Genomic DNA, 18,333 nt, shown 5'->3' with positions numbered 1-18,333 from the left:
GAGACTGATATGCGTTGGTTTGTAATCTGTTTGTTGTTGTTTTCTTTTCCCGCTGCTGCAGCGCTGGATTGCCGCTGGCCGTTCAAGACCCAGGTAACCGTGAACACCTCCGCCAGCGTTCCTAATAATTATCAGGTTCGCATCAACATAACCGGCAGCGACTTATTCAATGGGTATGATTGGAGCAATGATGGTAAGGACTTACGCGTTTTCGACAGCGATGACAGTACTGCTCTGGATTTCTGGATCGACCAATGGGACCCTAGCTCAGAGACAGCATCTATCTGGGTGCGCTTTTCTTCGCTATCACCCGGTAACCGAACCCTTTATCTGTATTACGGCAATCAGAATGCTCAACCAATTATCCAGGCACCACCAGTCTTTACCTACCCTGGCATTCGTTTTCATACCCGCAAAACCAACGCTAATCCAGCCAATTACGCACAAGCGGTAAACGCCTTTGAATCCGCTGCTGATGGTGTAACGGGGTATGGCTGTAAATTTATCACCGACTTTACCGGCATTACCAACCGCAATCAGTTCTCTCCCAGCCAGCGTCGGGATAATTTTGGTGCCCGCTCTGAAAGCTACTTTGAAGTTAAGCCCGGTGAAGCTGGGTTCTGGGAATTTCGTTATGGTTCAGACTTCGGCCGTGGCGGCGGTTTATTTGTTGATGGCACACCATTAGAAGAGCAATGGACTGATGATCTGTGGTGGGCCAACAACTGGTCAAACAGCGATGTACTGGAAGGTGGTATTAACCTCGCTGCGGGATATCATAAGCTCGAGGTATTGGGTTTCGAAGGCTGTTGTGATGGCGGCATCACCGTGCAGTTCAGGAAGCCCGGTGGCTCATGGCAGACGTTCACCACCAGCAATATCGATATCCGCTCAGCTGCTTGTCCGGTTCAAACCAATATCATTTTTGGCGCTCATACCGTATGCCGTGCTGAGCTTGAATTGATGGCGTTTGGCAGCGGTAGTAATAACAGCCAAGCACCAGACCTCTGGGTGGAAGCAAGTCCTCGTGCAGTGACCTATAAGGTGCGCAACAACGGCGATAAATCAACCCTGGCTGATACCCGCCTGGACATTACATTGCCGGGTAATCTCAACCTCGATTCCAGCACCCTGAATGGCTGGAGTTGTCCGGGGAGTACCGGCAACACATTAAATTGTACGTACTCGACGGTTGTTGCTTCCGGCGCTTTCTTTCCCGACATAACGTTGAACCTGGTTCCGACCTCTACGGCACCAAGCCCGGTAACACTCTCAGCGACGGTCACTGGTTTACAATACGACGCCGATTTGAATAACAACACCAGGGCAATCAGCCTTGCTATACGCGCCTTAAACTTACCTTCAGGCCTGGCGGGTGGCTGTTCGACTCAACCGGGTCTGATCACCGGCTTTTTTAATACTCAGGGTAACCCGGATGGGAATGGCTTTGCCGACAACAAAGCGGAGTTTGATACTCTTGAAAGCAGCTATGCCAAAGGTCAAACCTTGTATGGCTACACACTGTTCAGCCAGGTGAATGGCTCTGCAAACCCATTTGGCAGTGACGAACGTTATCTGACCGTTTTTGACGGCTATATCCGTTTAGATTCCGATGGCGACTATCGTTTTGCCGTCGATGGTGATGATGCGGTTGAACTGACATTGGTGGACTCTGCGAATGTTGAGCATATTGCAGCCTGGTATGGCGGCCATGGCGCCATCAATAATCCACAAACCAATAGTCCTGCGACGATTATTAATACAGGTTTCGCTCAGGGTTTCTTCCGTTTCAGGTTCCGTCATCAGGAAAACAGCGGAGGCGATAGTTTCCGTGCGTATTGGCGCAGACCCGGCGATAGCAATTATTCGGTGATCCCTGCGAGCCAGTTCTTTAACTGTGTGGCTGACCAGAATATTGAATTATCGTCAGAACTGGTGGTGATCAGCGACCCGATTAATAGTTCAAACTTTAAAGCGATTCCTGGTGCAGTAATTAACTACACCGTGGTTGCGAAAAATCTTGGCAACATCAGCAGTGACCTTAATACCACCGTACTGGAGCAAGCGATTGATACTGGTAGTGAACTGCAAACCGGTTCTTTAAGCCTCACCGATGGTGCTGGTAACAATGCCAGCGGTCTTAACATTGCTGGGGTTACTGTGACTTACCTGAATGCTGCCGGAAACTCTGTGATACCCAACGCAGGTTTTGATTCTCAGGTCCGAACAATCCGAATGAGCTTTAGTGGGACATTTAAACCGAAATTCGATACGCTGGAACCCGAGTTCAGTTATCAATATCGGGTTCGACTACAGTGACCGAGAGCAAAACGTCCGAGACTTCTGCTAAATCAACAAAACGCATCAACCAGCCCGTACTGAGACTACTGGTACTCGGGCTCGGTTGGATCAGTGTGTTCCTCGGTTTTATTGGTATTTTTCTCCCGGTTCTGCCGACCACACCGTTTCTCTTAGTTGCAGCGGCTTGTTTTTTACGCACATCTCCACGCTTTTATAACTGGTTGGTATCACATCCACGCCTGGGTAAATACCTGCTTTACTACCTCGATGGCAAAGGCCTGCCCGTTAAAGCAAAAATCTACACTCTGATCCTGATGTGGGTATCACTGATATCTACCGCCTTTATTTTTGTGCCCAGAATGACCGTACAAATTATCCTGCCGATCGTTGGTTTATTAGTCAGTATTTACATTCTGCGTCTGCCAACTCTTAAGCTGCACACCGACAATCAAGGTAGCTGACGTTATGCAAGTGACAGACCTTAGGGAGTGGCAAAACAGCGCCCGGACCTTCGATTTTAATGGTGAGAAATTCTGCTACTGGACATCAAGCGATTCCGCTGACAAACCCACATTACTGCTTATTCATGGATTTCCAAGCGCCTCATGGGACTGGTCACCCGTTTGGAATACGCTGGCACAGCACTATCAACTGGTTGCTGTCGACATGCTTGGCTTCGGCTTCTCCAGCAAGAATCCCAAGGCTGACTACAGCATTCATTGCCAAGCTAACCTGCAGCAGGCTCTGTTACAGCATTTGGCGATAACAGAGTATTCCGTTTTGGCTCATAACTATGGCGATACCGTTGCCCAGGAGTTACTCGCACGAGATCAGAATAACCATCGCATCCAACAAATGTTCCTATTAAATGGTGGACTGTTTCCTGAAACCCATCGCGCGCTGTTTGTGCAAAAACTGATGCTGTCGCCAGTGGGATTCCTGATTCCGTTGGTGATAAATAAACAACGCTTTCTGCGATCTTTCGCTAAAATATGCGCCAAACCCTTGTCGATCGAAGAGATGGACGGTCTGTGGCAGTTGATGGCCTATAACCAGGGACCGGTTGTTATGCCCAAACTGATTCACTACATAAAAGAGCGACGTGAACATCGCGAGCGCTGGGTAGGTGCACTGACCAACAGCCGCACACCTCTGGTATTGATCAATGGCAGCGATGATCCAATTTCGGGGTCTCATATGGTTGAACGTTATCGCCAGCTTGTACAAACCGATCATATCTACGAACTACCGGGCATTGGGCACTACCCGCAGCTGGAAGACCCAGCCTCCGTATCTCGATTAATTCTCCAAACCTCATCGGTTTTATAGAAGATGACGCCGGTGAGATGACAAGGTAAGCTGCCGCGTTCTGAATATTTTTCGCGGAAGTCACCATGTTGTTAAAACGCCACTTTGACTGGATCAGCCTGATCGTTCTGGCCGCTTTGTTTCTGATATGGCCAGAAATTGATCTGGCAATCAGTAATTATTTTTACGACCACGAAACGCAGCAGTGGCCGCTGAAACACCACCCGGTCAATACGTCCATTTACGCTTTGTTTCGTTATATGCCGCATTTTTTGCTGCCGATCATGCTTATTTGTATTGGTATGACCTTCGTCCGCAATGGCATCAGTAAGCAGCACCGCAACCCTTTGCTGTTCCTTTTTTTGGTTCTGTTGATTGGTCCGGGTCTGATTGTTCACGGTGTTTTTAAAGAAGGCTTTGAGCGTCCCCGTCCACGTCAGATTCAGGAGTTCAACGGTGGCAGTGGCTTCACCCCGGCTTTCATTGTGTCGGATAGCTGTGAAAAACGCTGTAAATCGTTTGTTAGCGGACACGCGGCGATGGGTTTTTTCTTTATGGCTCTGGCTTGGGTATTTCGTTCCAAACGCTGGTTTTGGTTCGGCATCGGCTTAGGTGTGATCAGTAGTCTGGTCAGAATTGTTCAGGGCGGGCACTTTTTGAGTGACACAATTTTTGCGGGGTACGTGGTGTACTTTACCTGTGTGTTACTGTCTGCATGGCTGTTTCACCGGCGAGGGATTGAAGGTGACAGCCGTTGATACAGGACATCTAATTGTTACCAGTCGTCATTCGCTCAATGACATTCAGATGTACCAACACCGGCCTCTCTGACTTTAGCGGCAGCGATGTAGGCGATGTTTGCATACATAAAAGATTTGTAACACCACTGGAGCAGCTCAGTACTCCGTTGCTATAGTACTTGAACAACGTGACCTCCTGCAGCTTATGACCTCACTTCGCCCGACTCAGAACAGTTTGATTGCTCTGGACATGAATTCTCGTCAGGAGCTTCCTCGTCCAGAGAAAACGGTACGTAATCCAGTCAAGCGCGTTAATGAGGTAGAGGTACTACCAGCAGACATCAGCGACCTTGAATTTGTTGCACAACAACAAGCAGAACAGCAGCAACAACGACAGGGCCAATCCAGAGAAAGTAAAGCCTTCTTGCAAACCCAGGACCTGCAGTCAGAAAAATCCCTTGGACGTTTTATCGATATTAGGGCATGAGGCGAGCATCACGCACGCTATTGTAAACCAGGCTCTGACACCGCTGAGCGCCGCACTGAAGCAAGGTCAGTACGCTCAAGTTCCTGAGAAACGTTCACTTCCTGCACAACCACTTCGGGTTCAGCAAAGCCGACCCAATAGGTTAATACCAGCGTAAAAACTAAAAAGAGCGTTAGAGTTGCCTGAGTCATGATGTAGAAGTCTTATTTTTGTTTTATTCAAGACTAAATGAACTTCCCCCCAGACAGCAAACATCAATCAGGTACGATAGAACTACTAATTTCATACCCCAAGCGAGCGCACACCCTTAGACTTCATTATTAGCTCGATAGAGCCAAAAATACGGGTGAAAGCACTGCCTTTATTCACCATAAAGCAACAGTTGGCCTGCAGTGTTGTCATTAACCCTGATATTTTTAAGGTGAAAAACGCACAATTTGTAACACATTTTTCCAGGCTTAAACGCGTCTGTGGTTTATCTGATGGCATAAAAAAACGCCGCTATTGATCACAACAGCGGCGTTTTTGAACTTTAAAGAATGCGGAGCTTACTGCTCAACACCTTTCATAGTCAGTTTCACACGTCCTTTCGGATCAACGTCCATCACGTGAACTTTGACCATCTGACCTTCGCTCAGGTGATCAGCGACATTTTCGACACGCTCTTCACTGATCTGAGAGATATGCAACAGGCCATCTTTACCTGGCAATACCGTAATGAAAGCACCAAAATCAACGATCTTGCTCACTTTGCCTTCATACGTCACACCAACTTCGATTTCAGCAGTGATCTCTTCGATCATTTTCTGTGCTGCATCAGCACCAGCTTTATCTGCTGCGAAGATCTTGATGTTTCCGTTATCGTCGATATCGACAGAAGCACCAGTCTTCTCGGTGATATCACGAATGGTTGCACCGCCCTTACCAATCACGTCACGAATCTTGTCAGAATCGATCTTCATGCTGGTCATAGTTGGGGCGTTCTCTGACAGCTCTGTGCGCGGCTCAGAGATCACTTCATTCATTTGCTCCAGAATGGTGAAACGGGCTTTCTTAGCCTGAGTCAGAGCAATTTCCATGATCTCTTCAGTGATACCCTCAATCTTGATATCCATCTGTAAAGCAGTGATACCTTCATCGGTACCGGCCACTTTAAAGTCCATATCACCCAGGTGGTCTTCATCGCCCAGGATGTCGGTCAGAACAGCGAACTTCTCACCTTCTTTAACCAGACCCATAGCGATACCAGCAACTGGCGCTTTCAGTGGAACACCGGCGTCCATCAAAGACAGAGACGCGCCACATACGGAAGCCATAGAGGAAGAACCGTTCGATTCAGTGATCTCAGATACCACACGGATCGTGTATGGGAACTCTTCCTGATCCGGCATCATTGCCTGAACACCGCGACGAGCCAGACGGCCATGACCGATTTCACGACGGCCAACACCGCCCATACGCCCAGCTTCGCCCACAGAGTATGGAGGGAAGTTGTAGTGGAACAGGAACGGATCCGTCGTCATCCCATGCAGGAAATCAACCATCTGTGCATCACGTGCGCTACCCAGAGTGGTAGCAACGATTGCCTGAGTTTCACCGCGGGTAAAAATCGCAGAACCGTGAGCGGTGTTCAGGGCACCGGTTTCAATGGTCAGAGGACGCACAGTTTCGTTATCACGGCCATCGATACGAGGCTGACCGTCGATAACGCGCTGGCGCACAACTTCGTACTTCAGCTCGCCAACCATGGCGGCGATGTCATCAGCGCTGTAGCCTTCTTCGCCTTCTGCTGCAGCCAGTTTTTCAACAGCTGCGGCTTTAACTTCGTCGATACGACCGTAGCGAGCCAGCTTATCAGAGATGGTATACGCTTCACTGATACCAGCTGCCGCTTCAGCTTTAACTGCGCTGTATAGCGCTTCGTCACGTGCTTCCGGCTGCCAGTCCCACTGCTCAACTTTCAGCTCTTCAGCCCATTCGCTGATGGCAGTAATGGCAGACTGGAAACCTTTGTGGGCAAACAACACCGCACCCAGCATTTCGTCTTCGGTCAGTTCGTCGGCTTCAGATTCAACCATCAGAACCGCATCTTTTGTACCTGCTACAACCATATCCAGCAGAGAGTCTTCAAGCTGGCTGTAAGTTGGATTCAGGGTGTAACCATTGTCATCGGAGAAAGCTACACGCGCTGCACCGATAGGACCGTTGAACGGAATACCAGAAATACTCAGTGCTGCTGAGGTTGCGATCATGGCGCAGATATCCGGATCAACGTCTTTTTCTGCTGCAACAACAGTCTGGATAACCTGAACTTCGTTCATAAAGCCGTTCGGGAACAGCGGACGAATCGGACGGTCGATCAGGCGCGATGTTAATGTTTCTTTCTCAGAAGGACGGCCCTCACGTTTCAGGTAACCACCAGGGATACGGCCCGCGGCGTACATTTTTTCCTGATAGTGCACAGACAACGGGAAGAAGTCCTGACCTGGCTTAGTGCTCTTGGCTGCAACAACGGTTGCCAACACCTGAGTTTTGCCAATGGTAGCCAATACAGCGCCGTCAGCCTGACGAGCGATACGGCCGGTTTCTAAAGTGACGGTTTCGCCACCAAATTCGAAGGTTTTGGTTAAAGCAACTGGTTTAGTGCTCATTCAAAATTTCCTTTAATAATATAAGTTCACCAGTTCCGACTGCCGGTGCTTCTAAGCATTGACCCTTCTGTAATTCGCTCGTTGGAACAAAGCGGAAAGGTAAATGGTTAGAAGCACCACCATTGATCAACAACACGATCAAATGGGGTTGGCACCACAGTTGTTCAGGAACTGAACAGTTTAGAGTCTGTAACACAAACAAAAATTCTTTTAGCTAAAACAACAAAAGCCCCGTAGGGCTTTTGTTGTGAAGCGAGATCTTAGCGACGCAGACCCAGACGCTTGATCAGCTCTAAGTAACGATTTGCATCTTTACGCTTCAGGTAGTCCAGCAGCTTACGACGCTGGTTAACCATGCGGATCAGACCACGACGAGAGTGGTGATCTTTAGCGTGTGCTTTGAAGTGACCTTGCAGATCATTGATATTGAAGGTCAGCAGAGCAACTTGTACTTCAGGAGAACCCGTGTCGCCTTCAGCAGTTTTGTACTCGTTTACAATCTCAGCTTTCTTTTCAGCAGATAATGCCATCTGTCTATACTCCGATGAATGTGCAGTCGAATACATCACCACCGTGCACATTAACAGTGGGATGCTGTCGCGTTTGCGACGTATCCGTTTCAGTCAGCTAACAGGTTCACCTGCAACAAACGCTGTGGTCGAATGCCACCCCGTTCGATACGGCCAATACCAATCAACTGCTTCCGCCCGGATTCAGCGGCCCATAATTGTACAGAAGGTGTTTCGGTTAAGCCAGTACTCACAGCTTGTCCCTGCAGGATCTTTTCCGCCTCGGAACGGCTCAATTCAATCACTGGCCAGCTGCTTGGCAACGCAGTTTCAGGCGGCAACAATAATTTGTCTAATGCGTCGGTCCCACCCGCTTCAAACAATGCTTCAAGCTGCTCTAAGGTAATCATCTGAGCAGAGTGATACGGACCAGAGTGTGTGCGGTGTAACATGGAAACATAGGCTCCTGAACCCAGAACGTTACCAATGTCTTCCACCAGAGTTCGAATATAAGTCCCCTTGGAACAACGCACCGACAAATCAAGTTCATCAGAGCGCTGATCATTCAATGTCAGTTCATGAATCTGAATGGTACGGCGTTTTTTCTCAGCAATGGCCTGAGCTTCTTCCGCCGTCATACCGTTGCGGGCGAGTTCGTACAGAGGTTTACCGTCGAGCTTCAATGCTGAGAACATCGGCGGCACCTGAACCACATCACCGCGAAAGTTACTCAGCACTTCTTCAACCTGCTCTCCGGACAACTCAGGAACATCAGCAGTTTTTATGACTTCACCTTCGGCATCGCCAGTCGAACGAATTTCGCCCAATTTAGCGGTTGTCTCGTAACCCTTATCGGAATCCAGCAACAATTGAGAAAACTTAGTGGCTTCGCCCATACAAATCGGCAAAACACCGCTGGCTTGTGGGTCCAGTGCTCCGGTATGACCGGCTTTTTGCGCCTGAAACAACCACTTCACTTTTTGTAAAACCTGGTTTGAACTTAATCCCAGAGGTTTGTTCAACACCAGAATGCCGCTGACTGGGCGGCCTTTTTTCTTACGTCCCACGCTACTTATGACCTGCTAGCAATTAGTCTTCAGAATCATCATTCTGGTGCGCATCGTCTTCCTGGCGAGCCTTTTTAATCAGGCCCGTCAGATGATGCCCACGCTCCAGCGTTTCGTCATAGTGGAAACGCAGTTGTGGCGTCACACGAGTCGTCATGTTCCGGGCCAGTTCAGAGCGCAGGTAGCCGGCAGCATCGTTTAAAATACTTTCGGTTTGTTCACGAATTTGTTCATCCGTTTCACCTTTGGCACCCATCACGGTGAAATAGATGTCGGCATAACCTAAATCTTTCGCCACTTTTACCTGGTTTAACGTCACCATACCCAGACGCGGGTCTTTCATTTCAAACTGAATCATTTGTGCCAGATCACGTTGGATTTGTTCACCCAGTCGTGATGTACGGCTGTAATCTTTTGGCATGTTTATTCTCTTTCAGAAGCAGCAAAGCCCAGTCTGAAACAGACCGGGCTTTGGGTAAGTGCTAAGCACTTTGAGGCTTAGAAGCCGATTTACAGTGTACGTGCAATTTCACGCACATCGAACACTTCAATCTGATCGCCAGGGCGAACATCCTGATAGTTCTTAACACCGATACCACATTCCATCGCCTGGCGAACTTCCTGTACGTCATCTTTAAAGCGACGCAGAGACTCCAGCTCACCTTCATAGATCACGACGTTCTCACGCAGTACACGGATCTTCTTATTGCGATAAATGGTACCGTCAACCACCATACAGCCAGCAATCTGACCGAATTTCGGTGAGTTGAATACATCACGCACTTCCGCTATGCCAACGATTTCTTCGCGTAGCTCAGGCGCCAGCAGGCCACCCATTGCTTGCTTAACATCGTCCAGCAGGTCGTAGATCACGCTGTAGTAACGCATGTCTACGTCGTTACCTTCGACAACTTTCTTCGCAGCGTTATCCGCACGAACGTTGAAGCCGAACATAACGGCACCGGAGGCAACAGCCAGGGTTGCGTCAGTTTCAGTAATACCACCCACACCGGAAGATACGATGGTTACTTTTACTTCATCGGTCGCCAGCTTCTCAAGCGAAGCGGCAATGGCTTCCAGAGAACCACGAACATCGGTTTTCAGAATGATGTTCAGGTTGGCCTGCTCACCTTCCTGCATGCCTGCGAACAGAGCATCCAGTTTGGCTTTCTGCTGACGTTGCTGAATTTGTTCTTTCAGCTTAGCTTCACGGAATTCAGCAACTTCACGTGCCTTCTTCTCGCTTTCAACAACCATGAACACGTCACCCGCGTCAGGCGTGCCACCAAGACCCAGAATTTCAACCGGGATCGACGGACCAGCTTCGTCAGTTGGCTTACCGTTCTCATCCAGCAATGCGCGGGCACGACCGTAATAAGTACCTGCCAGTACGATGTCGCCTTTTTTCAGAGTACCGTTCTGAACCAGCAGCGTAGCCACCGGACCACGACCTTTGTCCAGGCGCGATTCAACCACAACACCCTGACCCGGACCATCGAAGTGGGCTTTCAGCTCCAGCAACTCAGACTGCAGAATGACGGCTTCCAGCAGCTCATCAATACCCTGACCGGTATGAGCAGATACCGGTACAAACGGTACGTCACCGCCCCAATCTTCCGGGATGACATCGCGAGCAGCCAATTCGTTTTTAGCACGATCCGGATCAGCCGCCTCTTTATCCATCTTGTTGATCGCAACAACGATTGGAACACCGGCCGCTTTAGCGTGTTGTACCGCTTCTTCAGTCTGAGGCATCACACCATCGTCTGCTGCAACTACCAGAATGACAACGTCCGTAGACTGAGCACCACGAGCACGCATCGAGGTAAATGCCGCGTGTCCAGGTGTATCCAGGAAGGACACCATGCCGTGATCCGTATCTACGTGGTACGCACCGATGTGCTGGGTAATACCGCCAGCTTCGCCGGATACAACGCGTGATTTACGGATGTAATCCAACAGCGAGGTTTTACCATGGTCAACGTGACCCATAACGGTAACAACCGGCGCACGGGTAGTTTGTTCACCGTCGTACGATACCGACTCAGTAACCGCCTCTTCCAACTCATTGTCAGAAATCAGCTTGGAAACCTTATGGCCCATTTCTTCAACCACCAGAGTGGCAGTATCCTGGTCCAGAGTCTGGTTGATGGTGGCCATGACGCCCAGCTTCATCAGCTCCTTGATCACTTCACCGGCTTTAACAGCCAGTTTCTGCGCCAATTCACCAACAGAAATCGCTTCTGGCAATTCCACTTCTTTGATGACTGGAGCCGTTGGTTTACTGAAACCGTGCTCATTATTAGCATTGGCCGCCTGGTTTTGCTGACGACGCGCAGCGCCTTTCAACTTACCTTTATTTCGGCCTTTGTTACGGCCACTGCGATCCTGCTCAGAACCATCAACAAAACGCTTCTCACGATCATCACCATGGCGACGATCGCTGCCTTTCCCACGTTTACGACCACTGTCATCCTGACGGGCCTGAACCGCTTCCGCTTCTGCACGTTTTTGTGCCGCTTCGTCTTCTGTTGGCTTCTGGCGAACCTTAGCTACCGGCTTACTTGGCTTAGCACGACGTTCTTCAGCAGGCGTTACCTTCACCTTAGGTTTCGCAGTTGCCTTCGGTTTAGCTTCTGCTTTAGGTTTCAGAGTTGCTGTTGGCTTCTTCTCTTCTACCTTCTTCGCGACAACACGAGCCGTTGGCTTAGCCGTTGCCGTTGCTTTAGGCATTTGAGGCGCTTTAGGCGCTTCTTTCTTAACCTTAGGCTCTGGCTTTTTGGCGGCTTTTACTTCCGCTGCGGCTTTATCAGCCTGCGCTTTCTCTGCCGCTGCTTGCTCAGCATCAGCAGTCGCTTTCGCTTGTGCCGCTTCCGCTGCACGTGCGGCTTCTTCTTCAGCAGCCTGATCAGCGGCTGCCTTTGCCTCTACGCGCGCCTTGTCTGCTGCTAACTCAGATTCGTCGCGCTTCACGTAGGTGCGCTTTTTACGCACTTCTACGTTTACTTGTTTCTTGCCACCTGCACCCACTTTTAATGTCGTGGTTGCTTTGCGCTTCAGGGTAATTTTCTTCGGGGCGTCACCAGACTCACCGTGGCTGGACTTTAAAAAGGCCAACAAGGTTTGTTTTTGATCATCTGATACTGCATCTTCAGAACCGGTCTGAGGCAGACCGGCTTCTTTCATCTGGGACAGCAGGCGATCAACACCGATATTTACCACGTCGGCGAGTTCTTTAACTGTTACATCTGCCATACGTTTCTCCTATGCCGAGCGGATCTATTAGTCGTTGCCCTCGAACCAGGGCTTGCGTGCCGTCATAATCAATTCGGCGGCTTTCTCTTCGGTCATGTCTTCAACGTCCAGCAGGTCATCGATGGATTGCTCGGCGAGATCCTCCATCGTACAAATACCCTTGCTGGCCAGCACCAATGCCAGGTGCTTATCCATGCCGTCCATTGTCAGCAGATCTTCTGCTGGTTGCGCTGCTTCCAGTTGTTCTTCTGATGCAATGGCCTGAGTCAGCAGCACGTCTTTTGCGCGATTACGCAATTCGTTAACGACTTCTTCGTCCAGACCTTCGATCGCCAGCATTTCTTCCATGGGCACATAAGCGATCTCTTCCAGAGAGGTGAACCCTTCTTCTACGAGCAGCAGAGCGAAGTCTTCATCAATATCCAGAGAATTCATAAAGGTGTTGATGTAAGCAGAGGCTTCTTCGTTCTGTTTGTCAGACGCTTCTTCCTCAGTCATCACGTTGATTTCCCAGCCTGTCAGCTCGGACGCCAAGCGTACGTTCTGACCACCACGGCCGATAGCTTGTGCCAGGTTGTCTTCTTCAACAGCAACATCCATGGAGTTGGTTTCTTCATCCATGATGATGGATGCCACTTCCGCAGGTGCCATTGCGTTGATAACCAGCTGCGCCGGGTTATCGTCCCACAACACAATGTCGATGCGCTCATTACCGCCAAGTTCGTTGGTTACGGCCTGGACACGAGCACCACGCATACCCACACAAGCACCTACCGGATCGATACGCTTATCGTTAGTTTTAACTGCAATCTTGGCACGCGAACCCGGGTCACGAGCGGCACCTTTAATTTCGATAACCTCTTCCGCAATTTCAGGCACTTCAATGCGGAATAATTCGACCATCATGTCGGAAATGGTGCGACTCAGCATCAACTGAGGGCCGCGATTTTCCGGTCGGATATCAAACAGAATGGAACGAACACGATCACCCATACGCAGGATTTCACGACCGATCAACTGATCTTTTGGCATCAGACCTTCAGCATTGTTGCCAAGATCGATAATGACATTATCGCGGGTGACCTTTTTAACGGTACCGCTGATTAGTTCACCCACTCGATCTTCATACTGTTCAACAATCTGGGCACGCTCAGCTTCACGTACTTTTTGCACAATAATTTGCTTCGCCGCCTGGGCAGCAATACGTCCAAAATCAGGATTTTCAATCTGAGTTTCGTAGGTATCACCTGGCTGCAGATTGGTGTCAATTTCGAGTGCTTCTTCCAGCGTGAGTTCATCACCCAAGCCTGGAACCACATCGTTACTAACAACTAACCAGCTGCGGAAAGTTTCGTAATCACCGGTTCTGCGGTCGATATCTACGCGAATAGTGGCTTCTTCATCTTCGTAACGCTTTTTAGCAGCCGCCGCCAGCGCAGATTCAATGGCTTCAAAAATAATTTCTTTTGAAACGCCTTTTTCGTTGGATACCGCTTCCGCGACCAGGAGAATTTCTTTGCTCATCTTCTAGCCTCGCTCTGCAACCTTAGTCCTTGAATTGTGGAACAACATTCGCCTTCTCAATCAGCTCAATGGGCAACAGATATTCATGGCCATCAACAAACAGCACAATATCTTCCTGCTCAACACCAATCAGTTGGCCCTTAAATTTTCGACGTCCATCGAACGGCATACGCAAGCGCAACTCAATAATATGGTTGGCGTAACTTTTAAACTGTTCGAGGGTAAATAATGGTCGGTCCATCCCAGGGGACGAAACTTCCAGAGTGTAATCCTGAGAAATAGGATCTTCGACATCCAGAACACTACTAACCTGACGACTGACTTCAGCGCAGTTGTCGACGTTAATGCCATTTTCATGATCAATAAAGATTCGCAACAGCGTATGCTTACCCTGCGCAGAATATTCCAGGCCCCAAAAAACGTAGCCCATAGACTCCACAATTGGAGCCAGCATTTCAGTCAACTGAGTGTCTTTAGCCAAACAACCACCTTTTCAAAATTTGATGTCGGTCATAACCTGAGATCAGCAAAGACCGACTTCGACACAAACAAAAACTGGGCATAAATGCCCAGTCTGATAAAACTGCATGCAATCGCGATAACAACGACATCACAATTGCATCTGCAGACCTGATAAATCGAAACGGTTTATCCAGGCTGGAACACCGCTGATCCACTGCAAGCCCTGAATTCGAAAGGCCTCGAGTACGAAAAAGCCCCTGACGCGAGGGGCTTTAAAGCATGTGTTCTGTAAAAAGCAGGCGCATTATAGGTGCTTTAAACAGAAAAAGCGAACTAAGTTCGCTTTCTATTTCTTATTCTACAACAATAAGAAGTTGGTGCGGATGGCGAGACTTGAACTCGCACGAGCTATGCTCACCACCCCCTCAAGATGGCGTGTCTACCAATTCCACCACATCCGCACTACATTCGCTTGCGCTTACTGACCCGCCTCTTCGATTGCAGGCTCATCAGACGCTGAAGCGTCCAGCTCAGGAGCACCCAAAACAGGAGCATCTGAAACCGGCGCGTATTCTTCCACAATTGGGGTGTCTTGCTCAAGCTTTTCGATCACTTCTTGGCTCGGAATACCCAAATCAGAAGCACCAACGGCTTTTTGCTTAGCAACAACGGCTAAACCCAGACTGGTGACGAAAAACAAAGTAGCAAGAATTGCCGTACTGCGACTCAGAAAGTTACCCGAACCCTGGCTACCGAATACAGTTTGGGACGCACCGCTACCGAAAGAAGCACCAGCATCAGCACCTTTACCCTGCTGCATCATGACAAAACCAACGATGCCTAACGCAAACAAGATATGAGCAATTAAAATAATTTGTTCCATATTCTACCTATGAACGACAGATTCCTAAAAATTCTTCAGCCGTCAGCGATGCACCGCCAACCAGACCACCATCAATATCGACCTGAGTAAATAACTCTGCCGCGTTAGCAGCTTTCACACTGCCACCGTATAAAATCTTAGTTTGCTCAGCGACCCCAACACTCACTGATGCGAGCAAAGAGCGGATAAATGCATGCATCTGCTGTGCTTGTTCCGGCGAAGCTGTTTCGCCGGTACCAATCGCCCAAACCGGCTCATAAGCTACGACGACTTGAGACCATTGCTGCTCCGACAACTGATGCAATAATGCTGACAGTTGTTGCCTAACAATCAGTTCCGCATTGCCAGACTGACGCTGCTCAAGCGTTTCACCGACACACACTACGGCAATCATTCCCTGAGCAAGCACCTTCTCTGTCTTGGCCAGAACAACTGCATCGGTTTCATGATACAGACTGCGGCGCTCAGAATGACCGACCAACACCATGCCACACCCAATATCCTGCAACATAGAGACTGAAACCTCACCAGTGTAGGCACCCGAGTCAGCAATTGAACAATTCTGCCCGCCCACAACAATCGATGATGCTGATAACTTTTCTTTTGCTAACGCAAGATAGGGAAAAGGAGGAAATACAGCAACATCGCAGTTATCAATTTCAGCTGCTGTAATCGCGGATAAAAGCGATTCAGTCATTTCGACTGAAGCGTTCATTTTCCAGTTTCCGGCAACCAATAATCGACGCATGAGGCTTCTCAAAATTCAAAGAGCGCAGATACTATCTAAGAAGGAGAGCTGATACAAGAGAAGGAGCGAATACTCCCTCTCTTATTAACAATCAAGCCAGCACTTTTTCCACAACTTCGGCCAGTTCCTGTGTCAGTGCTGAAACCTGTGCGGCATCCTCACCTTCTACCATCACCCGCACGACCGGTTCCGTACCCGAGGGACGCAACAACACACGACCGCGACCAGCCAGAGTATTCTCCACTTCGGCAACGGCAGCCTTGACGGTGTCGTCACTATTTACATCAATGTCTTGATTACGACGAACATTGATCATGGTTTGTGGACACTTACTCATACCCTTTTTCAATTCATGCAATGGCTTGTCTAAATCCTGAATCGCCATCATCACCTGCAAGGCAGAAACAACACCATCTCCGGTCGTTGTTGAATCAAGGCACAGCAAATGACCAGAGGACTCTCCACCAAAACGCCAGTTGCGCTCTTTTAGCTGCTGCATCACATATCGATCACCTACTTTGGCGCGGGCAAAATCGATACCGTCCTCTTTGAGGGCTAATTCAAGGCCCAGGTTTGACATCAAAGTACCGACAACGCCGCCCCCCAAACGCCCACGGCTTTTAGCGTGCGTTGCCATAATGAACAACAACTCATCACCGTCAACAACCTCGCCATTACCATCCACCATGACTACGCGGTCACCATCACCATCAAAAGCGATACCCAGATCGGCGCGGATTTCGGTAACTTTGCGCTGCAATGCCTTCGGTGAAGTAGACCCCACCTCTTTGTTTATATTAAGACCATCAGGCTCGGCCCCAATAACGACAACTTCAGCACCCAACTCACGAAACACTGCCGGAGCAATCTGGTAAGTTGCACCATGGGCACAATCCAGCACGATACGCTGCCCCTTGAGACGCAAACGTCGCGCACTGCTCTTACAGAATTCAATATAACGACCTGCTGCGTCATCAATCCGAAAGGCTTTGCCCAGTTGATCCGAGGCAACGGTTGTCATAGGCCGGTCTAAATGTTCTTCAATAGCTTGTTCAATCTTATCATCGAGCTTGGTGCCATTACTTGAGAAGAACTTAATCCCATTATCCTGATATGGGTTGTGAGACGCACTGATGACAATGCCAGCATCGGCGTAAAAAGTTCGTGTCAGATAGGCAATACCGGGAGTTGGCATCGGGCCCAACAAACCACTATTTACACCGGCTGCAGACAAGCCAGCCTCCAAGGCTGATTCAAACATATAACCGGAAATACGAGTGTCCTTGCCGATTAAGATGGTTTTCTTACCCTGTTCGGCAAATACTTTCCCGGCAGCCCAACCCAGCTTCATTACAAATTCAGGCGTGATCGGGAACTCACCCACTTCCCCACGAATACCGTCGGTACCAAAATATTTTCTCGACATTATCTTTCCTTGTTCAGAATGAGGCAGGCCTCTGATGAGGCTGGCCTACCCAACAATATTATTCTTATGAAACGAGCCATACGACGCTATGCAGATTCATTCAGGGCTGCATTAGCCACCGCCAACGCTTCAAATGTTTCTTTCACGTCATGCACACGCAATATCCTGGCACCCTTCATCGCGCTGATAACAGCGCCCGCAACACTACCAAAGACTCGTTGCTCTGCTATTTCACATCCAGTCGCAGCGCCAATCATTCGTTTGCGCGATAAACCAATCAGTAACGGCAAGTCTAATTCATGCAGCTGCTCAAGACGATTCAGCAATTGGTAATTGTGCTCAGTGGTTTTGCCAAAACCAAAACCGGGATCAAGCAGAATACGATTACGGCTGATTCCGGCTTTTTCGCAAACTTCCACGCGCAGTTCAAGGAATTGCTTCACGTCCTGAATCACATCTCGATAATCCGGGTTATCCTGCATGGTTTTCGGGTCACCCTGCATATGCATTAGACACACAGGCAGACCTGACGTTGCTGCTGCTTGCAAAGCTCCCTCACGCTGCAAAGCCCGCACATCGTTAATCAAATTCGCACCGGCTTGCGTCGCTTCCCGAATAACCGCAGCAGTACTGGTATCCACTGAAACCAATACATCCAGCTCACTACGAATGGCCTCAACAACAGGAATCACGCGGTCCAATTCCTGCTGTTCAGAGACAGGGTCAGCACCAGGGCGGGTGGATTCGCCGCCCACATCAATAATTGCAGCACCATCAAGCGTCATTTGTCGCGCTTGCCTTAATGCTGAATTAAGCGAAGTAAAGCGCCCACCATCTGAAAAAGAATCCGGAGTCACATTCAGAATACCCATCACCTGGGCTTTGGATAAATCCAGCGAACGCTGGCCACATTGCAGAATCACATCTTTCACTTATTTTCTAATACAATAACGCGGTGCAAATGGATTAATT

The 18,333-nt window shown here is 49.2% G+C and carries 17 protein-coding genes and 1 tRNA gene; 5 read left to right on the top strand and 13 right to left on the bottom strand.

Annotated features, from left to right (window positions below; all coding sequences use genetic code 11):
* Positions 1-9: 9 nt before the first annotated feature.
* The 5 genes from MK185_13110 (at position 10) to MK185_13090 (ending at position 4,836) form a co-directional block, all read left to right on the top strand.
* Positions 10-2,319 (top strand): CCXG family PEP-CTERM protein, encoded by a 2,310-nt coding sequence (locus MK185_13110; protein MCH2041564.1) that lies wholly within the window; start codon positions 10-12, stop codon positions 2,317-2,319.
* Entirely contained in the window at positions 2,316-2,762 is a 447-nt protein-coding gene (locus MK185_13105; GenBank protein ID MCH2041563.1) for a YbaN family protein, read from the top strand. The genes MK185_13110 and MK185_13105 overlap by 4 nt, the downstream gene beginning before the upstream one ends.
* 4 nt (positions 2,763-2,766) lie before the next feature.
* Complete coding sequence (locus MK185_13100; GenBank protein ID MCH2041562.1) at positions 2,767-3,630, top strand: alpha/beta hydrolase; 864 nt, start codon at positions 2,767-2,769, stop codon at positions 3,628-3,630.
* 65 nt (positions 3,631-3,695) lie between these two features.
* Positions 3,696-4,367, top strand: a complete 672-nt coding sequence (locus MK185_13095) for a phosphatase PAP2 family protein (GenBank protein ID MCH2041561.1) — start codon at positions 3,696-3,698, stop codon at positions 4,365-4,367.
* A 187-nt stretch (positions 4,368-4,554) separates the two neighbouring features.
* Positions 4,555-4,836, top strand: a complete 282-nt coding sequence (locus MK185_13090) for a hypothetical protein (GenBank protein ID MCH2041560.1) — start codon at positions 4,555-4,557, stop codon at positions 4,834-4,836.
* A 17-nt stretch (positions 4,837-4,853) separates the two neighbouring features.
* Here the strand turns inward: MK185_13090 and MK185_13085 are convergent, their stop codons facing one another.
* The 13 genes from MK185_13085 to folP form a co-directional block, all read right to left on the bottom strand.
* A complete protein-coding gene (locus MK185_13085; protein ID MCH2041559.1) occupies positions 4,854-5,027 on the bottom strand; it encodes a hypothetical protein in 174 nt (57 codons plus the stop codon).
* 357 nt (positions 5,028-5,384) lie between these two features.
* The gene (pnp, locus tag MK185_13080; protein ID MCH2041558.1) at positions 5,385-7,487 is read right to left on the bottom strand and encodes a polyribonucleotide nucleotidyltransferase; all 2,103 of its coding nucleotides are present in this window, start codon (positions 7,485-7,487) and stop codon (positions 5,385-5,387) included.
* A 260-nt stretch (positions 7,488-7,747) separates the two neighbouring features.
* The gene (rpsO, locus tag MK185_13075; GenBank protein MCH2041557.1) at positions 7,748-8,017 is read right to left on the bottom strand and encodes a 30S ribosomal protein S15; all 270 of its coding nucleotides are present in this window, start codon (positions 8,015-8,017) and stop codon (positions 7,748-7,750) included.
* 89 nt (positions 8,018-8,106) lie between these two features.
* Entirely contained in the window at positions 8,107-9,063 is a 957-nt protein-coding gene (gene truB, locus MK185_13070; protein MCH2041556.1) for a tRNA pseudouridine(55) synthase TruB, read from the bottom strand.
* A 22-nt stretch (positions 9,064-9,085) separates the two neighbouring features.
* Positions 9,086-9,484, bottom strand: a complete 399-nt coding sequence (gene rbfA, locus MK185_13065; GenBank protein ID MCH2041555.1) for a 30S ribosome-binding factor RbfA — start codon at positions 9,482-9,484, stop codon at positions 9,086-9,088.
* 89 nt (positions 9,485-9,573) lie between these two features.
* Positions 9,574-12,318 carry a translation initiation factor IF-2 gene (gene infB, locus MK185_13060; protein ID MCH2041554.1) on the bottom strand — a complete coding sequence of 915 codons (2,745 nt, stop codon included), beginning with the start codon at positions 12,316-12,318 and terminating at the stop codon, positions 9,574-9,576.
* A gap of 27 nt (positions 12,319-12,345) precedes the next feature.
* Positions 12,346-13,842, bottom strand: a complete 1,497-nt coding sequence (gene nusA / locus MK185_13055; GenBank protein ID MCH2041553.1) for a transcription termination factor NusA — start codon at positions 13,840-13,842, stop codon at positions 12,346-12,348.
* Between the two features lie 22 nt (positions 13,843-13,864).
* Positions 13,865-14,296, bottom strand: a complete 432-nt coding sequence (gene rimP / locus MK185_13050) for a ribosome maturation factor RimP (protein MCH2041552.1) — start codon at positions 14,294-14,296, stop codon at positions 13,865-13,867.
* Positions 14,297-14,679: 383 nt separating this feature from the next.
* Positions 14,680-14,765: transfer RNA gene (locus MK185_13045), tRNA-Leu, on the bottom strand.
* Positions 14,766-14,782: 17 nt separating this feature from the next.
* The gene (gene secG, locus MK185_13040) at positions 14,783-15,187 is read right to left on the bottom strand and encodes a preprotein translocase subunit SecG (GenBank protein ID MCH2041551.1); all 405 of its coding nucleotides are present in this window, start codon (positions 15,185-15,187) and stop codon (positions 14,783-14,785) included.
* A gap of 7 nt (positions 15,188-15,194) precedes the next feature.
* A complete protein-coding gene (gene tpiA / locus MK185_13035) occupies positions 15,195-15,935 on the bottom strand; it encodes a triose-phosphate isomerase (GenBank protein MCH2041550.1) in 741 nt (246 codons plus the stop codon).
* A gap of 91 nt (positions 15,936-16,026) precedes the next feature.
* Positions 16,027-17,361 (bottom strand): phosphoglucosamine mutase, encoded by a 1,335-nt coding sequence (gene glmM / locus MK185_13030; protein MCH2041549.1) that lies wholly within the window; start codon positions 17,359-17,361, stop codon positions 16,027-16,029.
* 86 nt (positions 17,362-17,447) lie between these two features.
* Positions 17,448-18,284 carry a dihydropteroate synthase gene (gene folP / locus MK185_13025; GenBank protein MCH2041548.1) on the bottom strand — a complete coding sequence of 279 codons (837 nt, stop codon included), beginning with the start codon at positions 18,282-18,284 and terminating at the stop codon, positions 17,448-17,450.
* Positions 18,285-18,333 lie beyond the last annotated feature (49 nt).

The organism is Saccharospirillaceae bacterium, assembly GCA_022448365.1.
In the GTDB taxonomy this organism is placed as follows: domain Bacteria; phylum Pseudomonadota; class Gammaproteobacteria; order Pseudomonadales; family Oceanobacteraceae; genus Bacterioplanoides.
The sequence above is the reverse complement of the archived record's forward strand: the minus strand, read 5'-3'. Positions and strand labels throughout refer to the sequence as shown.